Genomic DNA, 13,405 nt, shown 5'->3' with positions numbered 1-13,405 from the left:
CGGGGTCAAACGGTCGTAGCGACGCTGGATAAAATCTTGGTAGCGTCGATCGATGGGAATGGTGGATGAGCCGGCACGAACCATTGCGGTTTGAGGAGCGAGAGATAATATCTCGGGAGTTATGCAGAGATCGTTCAGCTCGGTTCATCGCAAAAGTGCTGGGGCGGCATCATTCGACGATCGCTCGGGAAATCGACCGCAACGGTGGCGCGAAAGAATACCGCGCTGTTGACGCGCAACGTCGGGCCGAGGACAATCTGCGTCGCCCGAAGGAACGGAAACTGGTGTCGTCCACACGGTTGCACGATGCCGTGAACGACGGCCTACAGGAAAAATGGTCGCCGAAGCAGATCAGCGAACGGCTACGCGAGGATCACCCCGACGATGCGGAAATGCACGTCTCCCACGAAACGATTTACGAGTGCCTGTACCTCCAAGCCCGTGGCGAGCTGCGCACGCAGCTCAAGATAGCCCTGCGTCAGGGCCGGACCCGCCGGGTCAACCGCTCCCGCGCAACCTCGACCAGGGGCAAGATCCTTGACATGGTGAACATCAGCGAACGCCCGAAAGAGGCAGACGACCGCGCGGTACCTGGATTCTGGGAGGGCGACCTCATTATCGGCAAGGGCAACAAGTCTCAGATTGCCACGCTCGTCGAGCGAACCACGAGGTTCGTGATGCTGGTGCGGATTCCCTACGACCGCAACGCTGAACGGGTCGCCTTCCTGTTGGCCAAAAAAATGGAGACACTGCCGGAATTCATGCGGAAAAACCTGACCTGGGACCAAGGGAAAGAAATGGCTCGTCACGCCGAGTTCACGATCCGGACCGGTATACCGATTTATTTCTGTGACCCCCACTCGCCGTGGCAACGCGGCAGCAACGAGAACACGAACGGACTTCTCCGCCAGTACTTCCCGAAAGGCACAGACCTGTCCTTGCACACCCAGGAGGAGCTTGATAAAGTAGCGGCACAGTTGAATGGCAGGCCGCGTAAGACGTTGAACTGGCGTAAGCCGATCGAAGTTTTCAACGATTTGTTGGCGAGCCACATGTCGCCATGATCACTTGATTCCGCCCTCATATCAAGATCAAAAAGCCTATCCGGGAGCGAATTAGGAGCGCGGCCATCAAGTTTTTTGACTGGACGCGCAAATGGGGTCGCCATTTCTGGTCACACTGTATAGTAATTGGTCAAGATTCGGAAACGGATCCGAACTGCGTTGAAGCGCCCGAAACGGTGTTGCGTCGGTCGGTGACGGTTGCTGGATGCTGAGCTCGGTTGTGAGTCGACGGGGTCCGTTGCCAGCGGTGTCGTGCAGAAGGTTGAACCCGCCGGGTTGCCTGTCACGAAATTTCCCACCTTGGCTGTCAGGGAATCCCCACCCTGGCGTCGAGGGAGCAGCGAGGACAGCGCTGCGAACCAGAAACGGTCCGCCGCGCGGCGCGCCTGGGCGATCCTCGGCGACGATTTCCCTGTTCTGGCTGGCTTTGGCCAGATCGGCGTTGGCGTAGAGCAGGGTGTGGGTGGCGGCGTCTTCGGCGAAGAAGGTCAACACCGAGCGGGTGCGCTGTGAACGTCGTGGCACGTAGTGCTTTTCCGGCGCGGGTTCGTCGCCCCAGTGCATGACCGCGTGGAAGTCGAGGTTGATTGTCTCGCCGTGCGCGAGCCCGGCAGTGAGGCTGGCTTTGTCCAGCGCGGCAAGGAATCGTTGCTGCCGGGCGTGATCAAGCCGGTAGGAGTAGGTGGTCAGCGCGGTGGCTTTGGGCAGGCTGGTCAGCCCGGCGAACAGTGCCGCACCAGCATCGGTGGCGATGTCGTCGACGTGGGAGACCCGGCGAGTGGTGGTGAGTTTGATCGCCAGCAGCGACAGTATTGAGCTCAGTGCCGGGATGACAGAGGTACTGGGATAACCCGCGGCCCGCACCAGGCCGGGCAGGTCCAGCGCCACCAGATCGGGAATGGTCAACAGCAGTCCGGCCATCCTGCTGTCGGCGTGGGCGGGCAGGGCATCGAAGTCGATTACCTTGGTGCGGGGCTGATTCTCACGCCGCGGCAGGCCGCGCTCGGCGTGCGGGCGCGGCCATAGGCGCGGGAAGCCTTCCTCACTCAGGATTTCGGCGACCCCGGTGCGGTTGAGCGGGGTGCCCTCCTCGGCGAGCACGGCAGCGATCTCGTGGGCCGAGTGGCCCAACCGGCGCAGCTCGATGATTCGGGCACGGGCGGCTTCCTTGGCCGGTGCTGTCTTCGGGCCTGGGCGCGTGGTGAGGAAGAACTCGCGGCGGCCCGCCCGGAAATCCCGCACCAGCGACTGCAGCGTCGCCGCGGTGTAGCCGAAGCGGGCCGCCGTCTCCGCCGCTGAGACTCCCTCGAACAAGTAGGCACGCAGTGCCTCGTAACGGCGCTGGTTCGCCTCCGTCGGGGCGGCGAAGAACTCGCCGCCCCGACGAGCCGCTTCTGGGGTGGATATCGCTGTCTTCTCCACGATCTCAATACATCAAGGACCGCGGTCGCGGTCAACACGACACACCGATCGTGGCGACGAAGGTCATGATGATTGCAGTAGAAGCACTTCATTCACGCACGCTGCCGTTGGATCAGCACTGGCTCGTCGCGTCAGGAACGACGCAACAACCCGAAACGTGGCATAATAAACAGCTAGATAAACCCTAACAGGCCATGACACCAGCACGATAGGCCTCACAATTCACTTACGCATCAACCAAACCAGCCCCGGTCCCCAGCCGACACCCAGGGCCACGGGAGGCGTCACAGCTAGATGATTGATTCCGTGAAGTTGGTGTTAGTGGTCGAACGCGATGAGTGAGCGTTTGCTGGTCGCGCCGGTTTCCCAGTTGTGCCAGATGCCTGCGGCCATGGCCAGCAAGCGCTGGGCGACGCGGGTGAACACGCCTGCCGGGGTGCGTCCGCCGTGCTGTTCGAGGCCGAGTTGGCTTTTGAGGGTCTGGTTGACCGACTCGATCCACTGGCGCACACCGCCGAGGTTGCCGCATGCGTAGGTTTCGTCCTTGCGGTCCGGGCGCAGTAGCCGCAGTTGCTTCGACTCGGTGAGTTTCTTGAACTCCTTGCCGGAGAAACCCTTGTCGGCCAACAGAATCTGGCCGTTGCGGATCAGGTAGTGGTTGTTGTCGAGTAACGCGGCCAGCACCTCGCGTTCGCCGATCTTGGGGTCGGCCAGGCACCACATGACCGGCATCCCGTCCCCGGTACACACGAGGTAGAGCTTCAGGCCCCAGTACCACCTGGAGTGTGACGCGCAGTAACCATAGTTGGCGTGGCCGGCCAGGTCCGAGCGTTTCACCGTCTCCCGGGACATGCCGCATGGCACCGGGGTGGCGTCGGTGATCCACAGGTCGTCGAACCAGGACGGGCAGCACGCGGCCAGGGTGATGATTGCCTTGCACAGCAAGGGCTGCGCGTTCCTCAAACGCTTGTTGTATCCGGGCTGGCGAGGCACGTGCGGGAACATCGCCAGCAGCTCGGGGTTGCTATGCACGTGCCGCATCCAGCGACGCTCACCGTTGTAGCGCAGCAGAACCTGAGCCACCGCCAGCGTCAGCAACTCACTGTCGGTGAACAGCGGGCGCCGTCCCCGTCCGGTCCGAGCCGGGACGACATGGTCATCGATCAGCACGTAGAGTGCGGTCAGGAGGGTGTTCAGTTCTTTCGTCACAGTTTGATCTTGAACACCCTCCTCCCAGGCCGTCACACCGGCCCCCTTCACATGATCTTCACGGAATCAATCATCTAGACGCGAGAATCGGCGCTAACGGGGGAACCTCAAACCGCTCCTGGTCAGGGACTCCGGCCGCGCGGCACCGCGGGCGATCGGTGGTCCATTCCTGGGCAGGTACAGCTCCTGATCGATCAACGCCCGGCCGTGCGGGGACGCGTAGGCCAGAAGCACTCCGATCTGGGAATTCTCGATGCGTCCGGCCGTGCCCGAATACCGCCGAGCCACACCAGCGGACTTCGTGCCCTTATAGAGAAAGCCTGTCTCGTCGAGAATCAGCACACCCTGCTCGGGCATCACCACCTGCCGTACTCATCCCTCCAACACGCCGGCCTGCCGCTCCCAAACCCGAAGGTCAGCAAGAGTTGACTATGCGACTCTGAAGTCGGAGGATCAATGAGCAACGTCCACTCGTTCGACGAGATGGGGTCAACGGTCCAGCCAGGTTCTCTCGTCTCGTTCGGGGTGGCAGCATGATGCGCAAGCCGATGGTCGCCGTGACGGTGCTCGCGGCCGCCGGACGCCGGTCAGGCTGGCGGTGCTTCCCCCCCCCGCTGTGTCGTACCCCATCCGCTCCGGTCACATCTGAACGAGTATGGGCTTCCTCTCGTACCGTAGAGAATTCGATCTATCAGCGGTTCGGTGGAGTCGGGTTGCTGGAGAATCATTGATCCACTCGCCCTCAGGGAGGCTCGGTTGTCACGTTGCTTCCCTCGGACCCGAGGCTCGCGTCTGTGGTCTGCCCGAAGGACCACAGACGATCCCGTACTTGGAGGACACCGACCGATGAGCGCGCAACTCGATCGCCTCGTAGGCCGATTGGCACAGGAGGACAGGCTCATTGTGGGCTATTCCGGCGGAGCCGACTCGGCTCTCCTGGCCACGGTCGCACATCAGGTCCTCGGTAGTCGTGTTGTGGCGGTGACCGCCGTATCGGCAAGCCTGCCCACGTCGGAACGTCGCGCCGCGCGGACCTTCGCCCGAGACCGCGGCATCCCGCACGTAGAGGTATGCACCGATGAACTCGACAATCCGCAGTACGTCGCCAATGGAGGCAACCGATGCTTCCACTGCAAGACGGCGCTGTTCGACGCTCTCGTACCACTGGCAAACCTGATGGGTGCTCATACGGCCTTGGGGACCAACACCGACGACCTAGGAGACCATCGACCTGGACAGGCTGCCGCAGCGCAGCGCGGTGCCGTCTTCCCGCTGGTCGACGCCGGCTTGAGCAAAGCAGACGTCCGCGCGGTCAGCGCCGAGCTGGGGCTGTCGACCGCATCGAAGCCGGCCGCGGCATGTCTGTCCTCCCGCATCGCCTACGGCGACGAAGTCACCACTGAGGTGCTGGCGCGAGTTGAGGCGGCCGAGGAGGCTCTCCGAGCTACGGGCTTGCGCGAGTTCCGCGTCCGTGCGCATGCCGACGGCACCCTCGCGCGGCTCGAGGTCTCCGAGGACGAGCTCGACACCGCTTTTCAGCGTCGCCGAGAGCTCGTGCAGCATCTGCGGGCTGAGGGATTCACCTTCGTCTCGCTCGACCTCCTCGGATTCCGAAGCGGCAGCATGAACGCCCTGCTCACCCTGACACCGGTCGCACGATGACGACGAAGTCGCACCTTGGTGCAAACCTCACCCTCGATGTCGATCGTGAACGGCGCCAGGGTCTGCCCGAAGTCGTCTACGGACCAGGCAAGACGGTCGAGGAGATCGCGGCGGCAGCCACCGAACTACTCGAAGTAGATCATTACGCGCATCGACGACGTCGCTGCGGCGCAGGTACTGGCAGCAGTTCCCGGTGGCGTCCACGTTCCAGAGGCTCGGCTGCTCATCTGGCGCCCCGCCGCGCAAGGCCAGTTCACCCTCGGCGTCGTCACGGCCGGAACGGCCGACGGGCCAGTGGCCAGCGAAACCGCGGCCATCGCCTCGTGCATCGGAATGCGCGTTCTCGATATCCGTGACGTCGGCGTAGCCGGCATCGATCGCGTCCTCAAGCGCGTCGACGATCTCCGTGCATGCCACGCCGTGGTCGTCGTCGCGGGTATGGAGGGAGCGCTGGCCAGCGTGGTCGGCGGACTCGTGGCCTGCCCCGTGGTGGCAGTACCCACCTCGACGGGATACGGCGCTGCGTTGGAGGGCGTGACAGCGTTGCTCGCCATGCTCACGTCCTGTGCGGCAGGCGTGACAGTCGTGAACATCGACTCTGGATTCGCGGCCGCGATGGCCGCGTATCGTCTCACCCAGGCCCTGTGGCCGTCGACGCAGTGAGTAGCCGATGATCCTTTCTCTCAACCCGGTCTCGGGCATCTCCGGTGACATGCTGCTCGGCGCGCTGCTGGATCTGGGTGCGCCGATGGAGGCTGTCCGCACGGCGATCGAAGCCACCGGAGTCACAGGCTGGCACCTGAGCACGCGTTCAGTGGAGCGCGAGGGCGTGCGCGCCTTGCATGCGGTTGTCGAGGTCGACGAGATCGTGCCGGAACGCCGCGCCGCGGACCTGCTGGCGATGGCAGGCCGTGCCACTCCTGCTCCAGTCGCGGCCATGGCGACCTCCGCCATCACCTCGCTTGCATCGGTCGAATCAAGGATCCACGGGGTATCTGTTGCCGATGTTCACCTCCACGAACTCGGAGGAGTCGACACGATCGTCGACACGGTAGGAGTCGCAGCCGCCCTGAACGCCCTCGCGATTTCGCAGGTGTGGTCCGGTCCTCTCGGGATGGGTACCGGGCAGACCTCCGCAGCCCACGGTGTTCTCCCGGTACCGGCACCGGCAACCCTGCATCTCCTCACGGGTGCACAGGTGATCGGAATCGACAGCCACCTGGAGACGGTCACGCCGACAGGGGCCGCGCTCTTGGGTGCCATGGGCACTCGGTTCGGCCCAGCGCCGCCGATGACGATCCAGGACGTGGGCTACGGCGCCGGTACTCGAGAGACCCCGGGAAGACCGAATGTTCTCTCCGCCGTGCTCGGGTCTCCGGTGGGAGGATCAGGTCACGTCGAAGCGATGACCATGCTGGAAACCACGGTCGACGACGTCACCGGGGAAGTCCTCGGTGCGTTGATCCCTGAGCTGCTCACCGTAGGGGCCGCCGATGCGTGGCTCGTTCCGGCTGTCGGTAAGAAGAACCGTCCCGCCCAGCTCGTGTCTGCGCTATGCGAGCCGCATGCGGCGGATGCGGTCGAGAATCACCTGCTCCGGTCGACCGGGACGCTAGGGGTGCGCCGCACGGCGGTCCTACGCCGGTCGGTGCCTCGTGAGTGGACAACGGTGGAGCTCGCAGGCTTCACCGTCCGCGTCAAGATCGGCCCGCACACCGCGAAGCCTGAGCATGACGACCTGGCGGCCATCGCGGACGCCACAGGAGTTCCCGTCCGGATTCTCGCCGATCAAGCACGAGCCCTCATCGACGACCTTTGGGCCGAGAACTGACGGCGATCGAGCTCGGCACGCACCCGACCACGTCTCGGCGTGCCCTGCTGACCTCGGCTGGAAGGCCACCGCTCTGGCGGTGATGATCTGTTTGCTGGCGGTCGGCACCCGCGAGCTCGGGCCCCCGAGGCGCGCTCGCCGGTTCCGCGCGGGCCGAGACGGTGCGCATCACGTCGATGCGCACCGCCTGGGACGTCCGGCACCACGGAACTCTCCGAAGGCTCGTTAGCGCACAGTCCGGTCCCTAACTCGAGTAACCGGCAGCCCGGTAACCGCAACGACCGCCCGGTCTATCGAGAATCCGGGATTGACCGGAAACCGACCGGCCGGGGCGGTGATGGCCGATGGCGGCTACCACGGTTCGCAACGCTGGTCGTTGATGGCGGTGCGTCTGGGAACGGGCCCGCCGCCCACATTCACGGGTTTCCGACCCGCGACGGCGTGGTGCCGATAGAGTTCGTCGCGACCGGGCTGGGCGAGCTGGCCCGTTGCGGCGGGATGCTTGTGAGGGCCTCGGTGGTCGACGCGTCCCGGTGGATCGGTAGACCATCGCACAGGACCTCGTGCACCTCGATTGCCTCGTTGGTGATCTCGGTGACGAACATCTTGTGCTGTCCGTCTTCGGTGAACGCGATATTCGTCGGCGCCTTGCCCATCGTCTGGATCCGCTCCGCCACCGTGCCGTCTTCGTCGAAGACCGCGATGTGCCCGGCGCCCATCACCGCGCAGTAAAGGCGTCCGTCCGCGCCGAACTTCATGCCGTCCGGGCCGATGAAACCGTCGGGCACCGTACCGTCCCATACGTTGCCGAACAGCTCGCGTCGTGGATTGGCGCCGAACACGTCGTAGCGATAGATGTTTCCGCCTATGGTCTCGGCTACGTAGAGCCGGTCGTGGCGGTCGAAGGCGATGCCGTTGGCGAACCGGATGCCGTTGTCGATCCGCGTGACGTCCAAGGTTGCCCGATCAATCCGGTACACCCGGCCGTCGAACGGGTAGTCGGTCCAGCCAGGCCTGAGCGTCATATTCACGGGATCGAGCAAATCGTGCTCCCACGCGCCGGAGTCGGTCATGTAGATCGCACCGTCACGGCCGATGACGTGGTCATTGGGCCAGCGGAAAAGTTCGTCCCCGCAACTGGTGATGCGTGCTTCCTCGTTGCCCTCCGCATCGTAGCGGATGAGCGCGTGCTCGTAGGCTTCGCCGACCCACAGCTTGCCTTGCGCATCACGCAGCAGTCCATTGGGGAAACCACCAGTTAACGTGATCGTGTGCAATTCCCGCGTCTTTGCGTCGACACGAGTGACGGCGCCGCGGTCCCGGCGCATCTCAACCACCAGGATGTCACCGTTGTCCAGAACCACCGGGCACTCGGGGGCGCACACCCCTCGGGCGAAGAGCTCCATTGTTCGTCCTTCCACGTAGTCACTGATGACCCACCGCAGTCCTTCAGTGGGTGGCGGGGAGGGGCTGGAGGGTCCCCGTGGCGTCGAAGTCCCAGTCGTGCGGCTCGTTGAGCACGATCATGTCGGGGTGATCGGCGACTTCCTGGGCGTAGGCCTCGGAAACCTCGATGCGGGGCATCGACAGGGTGTTGCGGATGCGCACCATCTTCGCCGGGAGGTCCTTCGGGCCGCGGGTCATGTGCAGGGCCGCGATGATGGCGTCGCGGTCGTTGGCCAGCGCCATCGGGATCCGGGCGCTGTCGGGTAGGCCCGTGGTCAGCGAGTTGGTGTAGAACGAGCCGAACTCGATCTGGTCGAGGCAGCGCTGGGTGGTCACGTCCGCCATGCCCAGGCCGCAGGCGTTGCCGTTGGTGTACTCGGTCAGGCCCAGCACCACCAGCCGCTTGATCGGTACGGCGTGGAACTTGTCGGTGTTGACCTGGGCGCGGCCGGTGATGTTGGGGTCCATGCCGGTGCCGCTGATGTCCTTGCCGATCTCGTCGACGACCAGCACGTCGATGTCGGACACCAGCAGCTTGGGCATCCGCTGCTTGGCTTCGATCAGCAGATCGGCCTCGCGCTCCAGCAGTTTCGAGGTCGGGACCAGTTCGATGCGAGCGATGTGCTCGTAGGCGTTCTCCACCACGGCCATCCCGAACTCGATCGGGACGACCTTGAGGACCGCCTCGGCCACCGCCGGGATGAGCGTGTCAAAAGCGCCCATGCCGTGGGTGTGCAGGGTGGTCGCGCCGCGGTGCTTGCCGAGGCCGATGGCGATCATCTTGGCCAGGCCACTCTCGTGCGTGCCGCGGAAGTCGGTGTGTGGCTTGACCCGGGCGAGCACCACGACGCTGTCGGCCTGGGCGGCTTCGGCGTCGAAGTGCACCGGGGTGCCGTCGACCAACTCGGCAACCACGACCGTCTCCATGGAGGACACGATCGGGGCGCCGATGCTCTCCTCTGTGATCCCGTACTCGGCCAGCACCTGCCGCTGCCCCTTGGCGGTGCCCCCGCCGTGGCTGCCCATGGCGGGCACCACGAACGGCTTGGCGCCGCAGCCGAGCAGGGCGTCGACGAGCGTGGCCACGATGCGGTCGATCTGGGCAATCCCGCGGCTTCCCACGGTGATGGCGATCCGCTTGCCGCTGACCGGGCGGTTGTGGTCGTGCTCGGCGACCTGGCCTCGGATCGCGTCTTCGAGGTCCTCGACCGCGTCGGCGGCGAACCGCTGCTCGACCGGGATCATCCTAGGGAGATCGATGTCGGCTCCGGCCAACCGGACCTTCTCGACGTTGAACATGCGTCCGATCCTTCTAATGCTCCAGCGTCACTTCGTGATCGTTGCTGGTGAAAAGGTGCGTGACAACGAGGATGGCCACCAAGTGATCACGCAGTGTTGTAAGGACATCTGAAGACCGCGTGTTGGCCACAGGTCACGGCTGAACGCTGGCGAGTATGACACGACGTTATTCCGTCGGCTTGTGTGCCCGATAGCGGACTTCCTCTTTGGGCCACTCGCGTTGGTGCGAACGGGCAAGAGGCGCTGACAGCTCACCTGCGCAGTGGCATATTCCGGAGTGCCTCATTCTCGATGGGCTCCCTAAGGCCGTATCTCATTGGGGTGGTTGTAGGGGAGGCGCTTTCGTTGATCAACGATGGACGATGTGGAGAAGTGGTGCCCGGAGTCGTTGTGGCTGCTGGCGGGTGTGCCACAACGCCACCAGGGCGGAGGCCGGCGTCGGTTGGACGACCGCACGGTGCTGGCCGCGATCCTGTATGTGCTGCAAACCGGGTGCGCTTGGTCAGCGCTTCCCGCGTCGTTCGGGGTCAGCGCTCCTACCGCCCATCGCCGGTTCATCGAGTGGAGCGCCGCGCAGGTGTTCACCCGGCTGCACCAGGAACTGCTGGACCTGCTCGGCACCGCTGGAGCGATCGACTGGTCCTGGGCGTCGGTGGACAGCATGCACGTCCGGGCGGTCAAAAGGGGGACCTGACCGGCCCCGGTGGATCGGGGCAAGCCCGGCTCGAAGGTCCATGCGATGAGCGAACGGAGCGGCATCCCGCTGACCGTGGTCATCTCCGCGGTCAACCGCAACGATCACCGGGAACTGGAGACGGTGATCGATGCCGTTGCACCGGTCAGAGGGCCTGTCGGACGGCCTCAGCGTCGGCCGTGCAAGCTGCACGCGGACAAGGGCTACGACTATCCGGCCTGCCGAAACGCGTTGCGTCGGCGAGGAATCATCGCCCGGATCGCTCGCCGGGGTATCGAGTCGCCCACCCGGCTGGGGCGCCACCGCTACGTCATCGAACGCACCCTGGAGTGGGTCTCCCGGTTCCGTCGACTGGCTCGCCGCTACGAGCGCAAGGCCACCCACTATGCGGCATTCGCCAGCCTGGCCTGCGCGGTGATCTGCTATCGCCGCGCTATCAAGCTGGATCTGTTTACCCACAACAACCCCAAATGAGATCTGGTCTAAGGTACAAGGACTCCTAGACCTGGCAATGTCGGCGAAGTTCCGTCAGGGCACAGCTTGTGCTTGTCGAGGAAGCTGGTGGGCGCGGTCACCTCAATACGACGTGTAACCGCCAGGTGCTTGCCTTTGGCGACCCGGACTTGCGGAAGGGGAAAGAGCGTGACGAATCCGGTTGTGGCTATAGATCACCTCTCGCGAGATCTGCCGGAGGGCCCGGTCGCAATCGTCGGACAGGGACGGATGGGCACCGCGTTGGCACGTTCGTTGCGCGACGCGGGAACGGAGATCGTCGGCCCGTTGGGGCGTGATCCGGATGTCGGGAATGCCCCCGTGGTCCTGCTTTGCGTTCCGGACGGTGCTATCGCAGATGTCGCGGCACGGTTGCGTCCGGGAGCCCTGGTCGGACACTGCTCGGGTGCCACCGACCTCGGAGCTCTGGGGGAGCACGAGGGATTCTCTTTGCATCCGCTGATGACGATCACACGAGCCGCGCCTGCCAGCTTCGACGGTTGCGCTGCGGCGATCGCGGGTACGACCCAGCGGGGATCGGAAGTCGGACGGAAGTTGGCCATGAGCCTGGGCATGCGCCCTATCGCGGTCGCGGAGGGCGACCGCGCCGCCTACCACGCTGCGGCATCGGTCGCCGCGAATTTCCTCGTCACGGTGCTGGGCCTGGCCGAGGACATGGCCGCTACGGTGGGAGTGGATCGCGGGGCATTCCTTCCATTGGTGGAAACGGCTTTTCGGAACTGGGGCGAACTCGGCGCCTCACGTGCGCTGACGGGGCCTATCGCTCGCGGCGACGAGAAAACCGTTGCGCTCCAGCGGTTCGCGGTTGAACAGCGCTGCCCGCAATCGCTGTTCTTGTTCGACGCGCTCGTCGAGGCGACCAGAGATTTGGCATTCAATCGAACAGCGCAACCCGTGGAGTTCCGTTTCGCCTCCTCGACATCCTTCGACCCACCTTCCACCCGGTGACGGCAGGGATGGCGCCAACGGTCAGCCAGCGTGCCGGCAAGAACAACTAGGAGTGATAGCTTTGTCGACCTACCCCCAGCCTGAAGCCAAGTCCGGAGCCAGCCGCAAACCGGTCACGGTGAACGCACTGGCCGACGTGCGCCGCCGCGGTGAACGGATCGTGATGATCACGGCCTACGACTACCCGAGCGCCCAGGTGGTCGATTCCGCTGGCGTCGACATGGTCCTCGTCGGCGATTCCGCCGCCATGACCGTGCTCGGCTATCCCACGACGGTTCCGGTCTCGATCGACGAGATGATCATGCTGACCGCGGCGGTTCGCAGAGGTTTGAAAACCCCGCTGCTGGTCGGCGACCTGCCTTTCGGTTCCTACGAGGTGTCCAACGAGCAAGCGGTGAGCACCGCGATTCGATTCGTCAAGGAGGGCGGCTGTGACGTCGTCAAGCTCGAGGGCGGCGGCGAGTCGGCGGAGCGGGCGAGGGCCATCGTCCGCGCCGGCATCCCGGTCATGGGCCACATCGGGCTGACCCCGCAAACCGCGACGGCCCTGGGCGGGTTCCGCGCCCAGGGCGTCACCGCTGAACGGGCGCGGTCGGTGCTGGAAGATGCCCTCCGTCTCCAAGCCGCTGGTTGTTTCTCCATCGTCTTCGAAGCGGTTCCGGCCAAAGTCACCAAGGCCATCATGCCGCGCATGAAGGTTCCGGTGATCGGAATTGGTGCGGGCCCGGATACCGACGGCCAAGTGCTTGTCTACCACGACCTGCTGGGCATCTTCGACGGCTTCCAGCCCAAGTTCGCCAAGCGGTGGGCCAACATGCGGTCCGCGATGATCGATGCGGTGAGCGGGTACGCCGACGAAGTCCGCCGCAGTGCCTTCCCCGCGCCGGAGCATTGCTACGGCATCAAGCAGGAGGAACTGGAGCAGTTCATCGCCGAGACGGAGCTGTCCGTTCCCGCGCCGGCGAACTCGAGCTCCAGGCGCCCTATCGAGTTCGTCAGCCACGCGGCGAAAGTCCAGCATTGACGCAGCGTCCGGTGCCGCGTGTTCAGCGGGACCGCCTTGCGGCCTTGGCCAGCACGCTGTCGGCTTGCCCTTTTGCGGAAAGCGCCACGATGTCCGAACGCGGCAGCTCAGCATCAACGGCAAGGAATGCTGACAAGCGCCTGCAGAGGTTGCCTAGTCCTGACTTTTCGCGCGACCAGCAGACCGGAGGTGATCTTGTGTAGGTGATCTTTGGTTGTCAGCTCGTCGTCGCTTGCCGGTGTGAGTCCGGTCCGGGTAGTTGCCAGGAAGCCCGGTAGCAGACTGGTGGTTTC

At 64.5% G+C, this 13,405-nt stretch carries 10 protein-coding genes and 3 pseudogenes; 8 read left to right on the top strand and 5 right to left on the bottom strand.

The features are described 5' to 3' along the window. Nucleotides 1–65 precede the first annotated feature (65 nt). Nucleotides 66–1,064 carry an IS30 family transposase gene (locus tag ACRXBZ_RS01775; RefSeq protein WP_433877461.1) on the top strand — a complete coding sequence of 333 codons (999 nt, stop codon included), beginning with the start codon at nucleotides 66–68 and terminating at the stop codon, nucleotides 1,062–1,064. Between the two features lie 66 nt (nucleotides 1,065–1,130). On the opposite strand, the gene ACRXBZ_RS01770 is transcribed toward ACRXBZ_RS01775, so the two are convergent. From ACRXBZ_RS01770 to ACRXBZ_RS01760, 3 genes and pseudogenes are all read right to left on the bottom strand, one after another. Continuing rightward, complete coding sequence (locus ACRXBZ_RS01770) at nucleotides 1,131–2,486, bottom strand: helix-turn-helix domain-containing protein (RefSeq protein ID WP_433877460.1); 1,356 nt, start codon at nucleotides 2,484–2,486, stop codon at nucleotides 1,131–1,133. A gap of 318 nt (nucleotides 2,487–2,804) precedes the next feature. Next, the gene (locus tag ACRXBZ_RS01765; RefSeq protein WP_168584373.1) at nucleotides 2,805–3,695 is read right to left on the bottom strand and encodes an IS982 family transposase; all 891 of its coding nucleotides are present in this window, start codon (nucleotides 3,693–3,695) and stop codon (nucleotides 2,805–2,807) included. A 97-nt stretch (nucleotides 3,696–3,792) separates the two neighbouring features. Then, nucleotides 3,793–4,040: pseudogene (locus tag ACRXBZ_RS01760) on the bottom strand (transposase); the annotation flags it as partial. A 501-nt stretch (nucleotides 4,041–4,541) separates the two neighbouring features. Between ACRXBZ_RS01760 and larE the strand changes: the two are divergent. The 4 genes and pseudogenes from larE (at nucleotide 4,542) to larC (ending at nucleotide 7,188) form a co-directional block, all read left to right on the top strand. Continuing rightward, nucleotides 4,542–5,357, top strand: coding sequence for an ATP-dependent sacrificial sulfur transferase LarE (gene larE / locus ACRXBZ_RS01755; protein WP_433877459.1), 816 nt, complete (start codon nucleotides 4,542–4,544; stop codon nucleotides 5,355–5,357). Continuing rightward, nucleotides 5,354–5,443: pseudogene (locus tag ACRXBZ_RS42130) on the top strand (hypothetical protein); the annotation flags it as partial. The gene larE and the pseudogene ACRXBZ_RS42130, both read left to right, overlap by 4 nt. A 52-nt stretch (nucleotides 5,444–5,495) precedes the next feature. Then, on the top strand, nucleotides 5,496–6,020 hold the full coding sequence (gene larB, locus ACRXBZ_RS01750; RefSeq protein WP_433883775.1) for a nickel pincer cofactor biosynthesis protein LarB: 525 nt from the start codon (nucleotides 5,496–5,498) through the stop codon (nucleotides 6,018–6,020). 7 nt (nucleotides 6,021–6,027) lie between these two features. Continuing rightward, nucleotides 6,028–7,188 carry a nickel pincer cofactor biosynthesis protein LarC gene (gene larC, locus ACRXBZ_RS01745; RefSeq protein ID WP_433877458.1) on the top strand — a complete coding sequence of 387 codons (1,161 nt, stop codon included), beginning with the start codon at nucleotides 6,028–6,030 and terminating at the stop codon, nucleotides 7,186–7,188. A 416-nt stretch (nucleotides 7,189–7,604) separates the two neighbouring features. Here larC and ACRXBZ_RS01740 read toward each other — a convergent pair whose 3' ends face one another. Further along, nucleotides 7,605–8,594, bottom strand: coding sequence for an SMP-30/gluconolactonase/LRE family protein (locus ACRXBZ_RS01740; protein WP_433877457.1), 990 nt, complete (start codon nucleotides 8,592–8,594; stop codon nucleotides 7,605–7,607). Between the two features lie 43 nt (nucleotides 8,595–8,637). Further along, nucleotides 8,638–9,933: a nickel pincer cofactor-dependent isomerase, group 22 gene (locus tag ACRXBZ_RS01735; protein ID WP_433877456.1), complete on the bottom strand. Its 1,296-nt coding sequence runs from the start codon at nucleotides 9,931–9,933 to the stop codon at nucleotides 8,638–8,640. 355 nt (nucleotides 9,934–10,288) lie between these two features. Here ACRXBZ_RS01735 and ACRXBZ_RS01730 point away from each other — a divergent pair. The 3 genes and pseudogenes from ACRXBZ_RS01730 to panB all read left to right on the top strand — a co-directional run bounded on the left by ACRXBZ_RS01730 (nucleotide 10,289) and on the right by panB (nucleotide 13,112). Next, nucleotides 10,289–11,101, top strand: a pseudogene (locus ACRXBZ_RS01730) (IS5 family transposase). A 468-nt stretch (nucleotides 11,102–11,569) separates the two neighbouring features. Next, complete coding sequence (locus ACRXBZ_RS01725; protein ID WP_433877455.1) at nucleotides 11,570–12,088, top strand: DUF2520 domain-containing protein; 519 nt, start codon at nucleotides 11,570–11,572, stop codon at nucleotides 12,086–12,088. A gap of 61 nt (nucleotides 12,089–12,149) precedes the next feature. Beyond that, nucleotides 12,150–13,112 carry a 3-methyl-2-oxobutanoate hydroxymethyltransferase gene (gene panB, locus ACRXBZ_RS01720; protein WP_433877454.1) on the top strand — a complete coding sequence of 321 codons (963 nt, stop codon included), beginning with the start codon at nucleotides 12,150–12,152 and terminating at the stop codon, nucleotides 13,110–13,112. Nucleotides 13,113–13,405 lie beyond the last annotated feature (293 nt).

Origin of the sequence: Saccharopolyspora hattusasensis, from assembly GCF_050972075.1 — a bacterium.
Classification (GTDB): Bacteria; Actinomycetota; Actinomycetes; order Mycobacteriales; family Pseudonocardiaceae; genus Saccharopolyspora; species Saccharopolyspora hattusasensis.
This window is presented reverse-complemented; position numbering and strand designations above follow the sequence as displayed.

Excerpts from the sequence above, each read along its gene's own strand:
- ACRXBZ_RS01775 (WP_433877461.1), top strand. The coding sequence starts at position 66 with ATGAGCCGGCACGAACCATTGCGGTTTGAGGAGCGAGAGATAATATCT.
- larE (WP_433877459.1), top strand. The coding sequence starts at position 4,542 with ATGAGCGCGCAACTCGATCGCCTCGTAGGCCGATTGGCACAGGAGGAC.
- larC (WP_433877458.1), top strand. The coding sequence starts at position 6,028 with ATGATCCTTTCTCTCAACCCGGTCTCGGGCATCTCCGGTGACATGCTG.
- ACRXBZ_RS01740 (WP_433877457.1), bottom strand. The coding sequence starts at position 8,594 with ATGGAGCTCTTCGCCCGAGGGGTGTGCGCCCCCGAGTGCCCGGTGGTT.
- ACRXBZ_RS01735 (WP_433877456.1), bottom strand. The coding sequence starts at position 9,933 with ATGTTCAACGTCGAGAAGGTCCGGTTGGCCGGAGCCGACATCGATCTC.